5 protein-coding genes are annotated in these 6,000 nt (G+C 73.7%); 4 read left to right on the forward strand and 1 reads right to left on the reverse strand.

Going from position 1 to position 6,000, the window contains the following annotated elements; translation table 11 throughout:
• The first annotated feature begins 154 nt into the window (after positions 1–154).
• From ACFY0X_RS25310 to ACFY0X_RS25320, 3 genes are read left to right on the forward strand one after another with little or no spacing between them, the layout of a single operon-like run.
• Positions 155–1,726, forward strand: coding sequence for a flavin-containing monooxygenase (locus ACFY0X_RS25310; protein ID WP_387757763.1), 1,572 nt, complete (start codon positions 155–157; stop codon positions 1,724–1,726).
• A complete protein-coding gene (locus ACFY0X_RS25315) occupies positions 1,723–2,751 on the forward strand; it encodes an alpha/beta fold hydrolase (RefSeq protein ID WP_387757765.1) in 1,029 nt (342 codons plus the stop codon). Before ACFY0X_RS25310 ends, ACFY0X_RS25315 begins: the two co-directional genes overlap by 4 nt.
• A complete protein-coding gene (locus ACFY0X_RS25320; protein WP_387757767.1) occupies positions 2,748–3,659 on the forward strand; it encodes an SDR family oxidoreductase in 912 nt (303 codons plus the stop codon). The genes ACFY0X_RS25315 and ACFY0X_RS25320 overlap by 4 nt, the downstream gene beginning before the upstream one ends.
• 79 nt (positions 3,660–3,738) lie before the next feature.
• Here the strand turns inward: ACFY0X_RS25320 and ACFY0X_RS25325 are convergent, their stop codons facing one another.
• Positions 3,739–5,115, reverse strand: a complete 1,377-nt coding sequence (locus tag ACFY0X_RS25325) for a PLP-dependent aminotransferase family protein (RefSeq protein ID WP_387757768.1) — start codon at positions 5,113–5,115, stop codon at positions 3,739–3,741.
• A gap of 124 nt (positions 5,116–5,239) precedes the next feature.
• On the opposite strand from ACFY0X_RS25325, the gene ACFY0X_RS25330 reads away from it, so the two are divergent.
• Positions 5,240–5,902 carry a LysE family translocator gene (locus tag ACFY0X_RS25330; RefSeq protein ID WP_387757770.1) on the forward strand — a complete coding sequence of 221 codons (663 nt, stop codon included), beginning with the start codon at positions 5,240–5,242 and terminating at the stop codon, positions 5,900–5,902.
• The last annotated feature ends 98 nt before the right edge of the window (positions 5,903–6,000 follow it).

Here is a 6,000-nt window from a genome sequence, read left to right on the forward strand (position 1 = left end):
CATCCGGTGTCAGCAAGGGCTACCCTGCCAACCGTGCCAGTGATTGCTGGCGCGATTGGCAGGGTCCCGGAGGCGAGTCTCCCCGGGAGGTTCCGGGGCCGAGGGGCTCCGGGAGAGCGCGACGATCACCGTCCCACCCTCAGGAGGTTGCCGCATGGCATCCAGCAGCAAGCGCCCCCGCTCCGGCGCGTCCGCAGCGACCGACACCACCGCTGCGCAGGAGCCCGTTCCGCACGTCCGGGTGGCGGTGATCGGCTCCGGCTTCGGCGGCCTCGGCGCCGCGGTCCGACTGCGTCGTGCCGGGATCACCGACTTCGTGGTCCTGGAGCGGGCGGACTCGGTCGGCGGCACCTGGCGCGACAACAGCTACCCCGGCTGCGCCTGCGACGTGCCCTCGCACCTCTACTCCTTCTCCTTCGCGCCCAACCCCGAATGGCCGCGCAGCTTCTCCGGCCAGCCGGACATCCGCGCCTACCTGGAGAAGGTCGCCACCGTCTTCGGTCTCCGTCCCCACCTGCGCTTCAACACCGAAGTCCTGGAAGCCCGTTGGGAGAGCGAGCAGACCCGCTGGCGGATCACCACCTCGGCCGGTCAGTGGACCGCCGACGCCGTCGTCTCCGCCGCCGGACCGCTCGCCGACCCGCAGATCCCCGACCTGCCCGGACTGGCCGGCTTCCCCGGCAAGGTGTTCCACTCCTCCCGCTGGGACCACGACTTCGACCTGACCGGCAAGCGCGTGGCGATGGTCGGCACCGGCGCCTCCGCCGCCCAGATCATCCCGTCGATCCAGCCCGCGGTCGGCAAACTGACGGTCTTCCAGCGCACCCCGGCCTGGGTGCTGCCGCGCCGCGACCGCGAGATCACCCAGCTGGAGAAGTGGCTGCACGGCCGCCTGCCGGTCACCACGAAGATCCGCCGCGGCACCCTCTTCGCGCTCCGCGAGCTCCAGGTGGACGCGTTCGTGCGCCGCCCCGGACTGCTGCGCCTGGTCCAGCAGCTCGCCGAACGCCACATCGCCCAGGGCGTCTCCGACCCGGCGCTGCGTGCCAGGCTCACCCCGGACTACCGGATCGGCTGCAAGCGCATCCTGCTCAGCAACACCTACTACCCGGCGCTCGCGGCGGCCAACACCGAGGTCGTCTCCTCCGGCCTGCGCGAACTGCGCGGCTCCACGCTGGTCGCCGCCGACGGCAGCGAGCACGAGGTGGACGCGATCGTCTTCGGCACCGGCTTCCACGTCACCGACATGCCCATCGGCGCCCGGGTGTTCGGAATCGACGGCACCAGCCTGGCGGAGGAGTGGAAGGACGGCATGGAGGCGCTGCGCGGCTCGACCGTGCGCGGCTTCCCGAACCTCTTCTTCGTCATCGGGCCCAACACCGGCCTCGGCAACAGCTCGATGATCCTGATGATCGAGTCCCAACTGAACTACCTGATCGACGCGTTGACCACGCTCGGCTCGATCGGCGCGGCCGCGATGCAGCCCACCGTGCGGGCCCAGCGGCAGTGGAACCTCGAACTCCAGCACCGGATGGACCGCACCGTCTGGACCACCGGCGGCTGCCGCAGCTGGTACCTCGACCCGAGCGGCAGGAACACCGTGCTCTGGCCCGGTTCCACCACCGCGTTCCGCCGGGCCACCCGCAGGGTCGACCTCGGCGAGTACGAGCTGATCATGCGCGGCGCACCGGCCGCCGCCCGTACCGTCCAGGAGGTCTCCGCGTGACCCGTGTCCATCTGCCCGAGGAGTACGAACCGCCGGTCCCGGCGGAGGAGTTGAGCGTCCGGTCGGCCGACGGCATCCGGCTGCACGTCGAGGTGCACGGCCAGCCCGGCGCGCCCACCGTGGTGCTCGCGCACGGCTGGACCTGCTCGACCGTCTTCTGGGCCCCGGTCATCCGCCGACTCGCCGACCGGTACCGGGTGGTGGCGTACGACCAGCGCGGCCACGGGCACAGCGAGATCCCGCCGAGCCGGGCCCGCTACTCGACCCGGGCGCTCGCCGAGGACCTGTCCGCCGTACTCGCGCGGACCGTTCCGGCGGGCGAGCGGGCCGTACTGGCCGGGCACAGCATGGGCGGGATGACCGTCATGGCCGCCGGCGGCCGTCCCGAGGTCGCCGAACGCACCGCCGCGGCCGTCCTGGTCTCCACCGGCCCGGGCGACCTGGTGGCCGAACTCACCGTCCTGCCGCCCGCCGTACGCGCCCGGGGCCTGCGGCGCTTCCTGCACCGGCAGCTGCTGCGCTCCCGGATGCCGCTAGGGCCGGTCTCTCCGGTCAGCCGGGCGGCGCTCAAGTACGCCACCATGGGGCCAGGTTCGCCCGCCGGTCAGGTCGAGGCGACGGCCCGGATCGTGCACGCCTGCCCGACCGCCGTCCGCGCCAACTGGGCCGCGGTGCTGGACCGGTTGGACGTCCACGCCGGGCTCGCCCGGCTCGCCGCGCCCACCGCGGTGGTGGTCGGCACCGACGACCGGCTGACCCCGCCGGTGCACGCCCATCGGATCGTCTCCCGACTCCAGGACCCGCAGGGGCTGTTGCTGCTGCCCGGGGTCGGCCACATGGCACCGCTGGAGCGTCCGGAGGAGGTCGCCGCCGAGATCCACCGGATGGCCTCCGCGTACCTGACGTCCGCGCCCGCCGCCGTGCCCGCGCCCGCGCCTGTCTCCGACTCCGTTCCCGCTCCCGTTCCCGCTCCCGACTCCGCTTCCGATTCCGATTCCGCCGAGGAGAGGACCGCCGTCGCATGAACGCGATCCCGCCGTTTTCCGCACAGGTCGTCGTCGTCACCGGGGCCGCGCGCGGCGTCGGTGCCTCGCTGGCCCGCAAGCTCGCCCGGCGCGGAGCCAAGGTGGCCCTGCTGGGGCTCGAGCCGGAGGAGCTGAAGGCCGTCGCCGCGCAGTGCGGCCCGTCCGCGACCAGCTGGGAGGTGGACGTCACCGACCTCGACGCGCTCGAGGACACCGCCCGGCGGATCAAGGAGCACTACGGGCGGATCGACACCGTCGTCGCCAACGCCGGGATCGCGATCGGCGGACCGCTGACCGACAGCGACCACAGGGCGTTCAGCCGGGTCATCGAGGTCAACCTGCTCGGCAGCGTGGCCACCGCGCGGGCCTTCCTGCCCGCGCTCGCCGAGAGCCGGGGGTACCTGCTCCAGATCGCCTCGCTCGCCGCGCTGACCCCGGCGCCGCTGATGAGCGCTTACTGCGCCAGCAAGTCCGGCGTGGAGGCCTTCGCCCACTCGATCCGCGCCGAGGTGGCCTTCCAGGGGGTCAAGGTTGGGGTGGGGTACCTGAGTTGGACCGACACGGACATGGTGCGCGGGGCCGACGAGGACGCGGTGCTGAAGCAGATGCGCTCCCGGCTGCCGTGGCCGGCGAACAAGACGTACCCGCTGGAGCCCGCGGTGGACCGGATCGTCGCCGGGATCGCCCGCCGGTCCGCCCACGTCTACGCCCAGGCGTGGCTGCGCGGGATGCAGCCGGTCCGCTGGCTGCTGCCGAGCCTGATCGCGGTGGTCGGCTCCCGGGACGTGGCCCGGCTGGCGCCCCAGCTCGCCGCCACCGCCGCCAGCCGCCTGCGCGCCGTCGGCGCCGGGGGCGCGGCGGACACGGCGGTGCGGGGGAGCCGGAGCGGGGCGGGGACCGACGGCTGACGGCGAACAGATGGCAGCCGACGACTGACAACTGACAGCCGATGACTAACAGCTGACAGCTGACAGATTTCGAAATCTGTCAGCTGTCAGTGCCCGCGATCCCCGCCAGCGTCTCCAGCGCCCGCGCCAGGACCGGCAGCGGCGGGGAAGCGAGCCCGACCCGGACGGCGGAGGGCGAGCGCCGGGGATCGACGGCGAAGGCCGCCGCGGGCGTGACCGAGATCCCGGCGCGCGCGGCCTGCGCGACGAAGGCCTCCGCCCGCAGACCCGTCGGCAGCTCCCACCACAGGTAGTACGAGCTCGGGTCGGACCGCAGCCGCTGCCCCGTCAGCAGCTCGCGCGCCAGCAGCTGCCGGGCCGTCGCGTCGGCCCGCTTCGCCGCCTGCACCGCGGCCAGCGTGCCGTCCCCGATCCAGCGCACCGCGGCCTCCAGCGCGAAGCCGCTCGGCGTCCACCCGCCCGAGCGCAGCGCGCCTGCCACCCGCTCGCGCAGGCCCGCCGGGACGACCGCGAACCCGGTGGTCAGTCCCGGGGCGAGCCGCTTGGAGAGGCTGTCCACGAGTACGGTGCGCTCCGGCGCGTGTGCGGCCAGCGGTGCCAGATCGGGCCGCAGGAACGACCAGACGGCGTCCTCGACGGCCGGCAGGTCGAGCCCGCGCAGCACCGCCGCGAGCGCCGCCGCCCGCTCCGGCGGCAGGCTCGTACCGAGCGGGTTCTGCAGCCGCGGCTGGACGTACACCGCGCGCAGCGGCCCGGCCCGGTGAGCGGCCGCCACCGCGTCCGGCACCAGCCCGTACTCGTCCATGGCCAGCGGCACCAGCACGATGCCCAGTCGCTCCGCCACCGCTCTGACCACCGGATAGGTCAGCTCCTCCACGCCCAGCCGCTGCCCGGGCGGCACCAGCGCGGACAGCGCCCCGGCGATGGCCTGCCGCCCGTTGCCGGCGAACAGCAGTCGCTCCGGCCCGACCTCCCAGGCGGTGTCTCCAGCGACGGCCCCTTCGAATTCACGTGCGACGTCCTGGGAGGTGGCGGCCGACACCAGAGCCGCGAACGCCCGCCGGGCCGCGCCCGTCCCGGCCGCGCCGACCGGCCGCAGGGCGTCCCCCAACGCGTCCGGTCGCAGCAGGGGCGCCAGTCCGCCCGCCAGCAGCTCGGCCTGGCCGGGGACGGAGGGGTAGTTGAGCTCCAGGTCCACGGGGGCGGTGGCCGGTTCCGCGAGCGCCACCGGGGCGCCGTCCGGGGCCCGCCCGGCCCGGACGAAGGTCCCGCGCCCGACCTCCCCGACGGTCAGCCCGCGCCGGGCCAGCTCCCGGTAGACGCGCCCCGCCGTCGAGGCGGCGATGCCCCGGCTGCGGGCGAACGCGCGCTGGGTGGGCAGCTGCTGGCCGGGCCGCAGCCGCCCGTCCGTGATCTCGGCGGCGATCCGGTCGGCGATCAGGCGGTAGTCGTCCATCGGCGGTCGGCCCTCCCGTGGTCCCAGCGCAGTCGGCCGCCACGACGACCGGTCCGTTCGGCACATTGCACCGAGCGCAAAGTCATCATTGCATCGACCCGATCGCCCGCTCTAGCCTCCTCGCATGGACGCGTTGACATCGGCCGTGGACGGCCAGGCCGTGCTGGGCATCGCCGCCGTGGCTCTGGGCATGGTGCTGTCTCCCGGGCCGAACATGATCTACCTGGTCTCGCGCTCGATCGCGCAGGGTCGCCGCGCCGGGCTGATCTCGCTGATCGGGGTCGCGGCCGGCTTCCTGGTCTACCTGGTCGCCGTGACGGCCGGGGTGGCCGCCGTGTTCTCAGTGGTGCCCGCCCTCTACACCGCGATCAAGCTGGCCGGCGCCGGATACCTGCTCTGGCTGGCCTGGAAGGCCGTCAAACCGGGCGGCACGGCGGTCTTCGCCCCGCAGCAGCTGCCGCCGGACCCGCCGCGCCGACTGTTCACGATGGGCTTCCTCACCTGCCTGCTCAACCCCAAGATCGCCATCATGTACATCTCGCTGCTGCCCCAGTTCGTGGCCCCGGAACGCGGTCACGTCGCCGCGCAGAGCCTGCTGCTGGGCCTGACCCAGATCGCGATCGCGATCACCGTCAACGGCCTGATCGCGGTGAGCGCGGGCGGCATCGCGGCCTTCCTCAACCGCCGTCCCGGTTGGCTGCGGATCCAGCGCTACGTGATGGGCACCGTCCTCGCCGGCCTCGCCGTGCACATCGCCGCCGACCGCGCCAAGGCCGTGGCCGTCTAGGCCCTAGGCCGTGTCTCGTAATTGATCTTGGTGGGGGCTATTGCTCCTCGGCTCGCAGCCACAGGATCAGCGAAGCGAGGACGACGCCGGCCCGGTAG

It is taken from the genome of Kitasatospora sp. NPDC001547 (genome assembly GCF_042894165.1).
Classification (GTDB): domain Bacteria; phylum Actinomycetota; class Actinomycetes; order Streptomycetales; family Streptomycetaceae; genus Kitasatospora.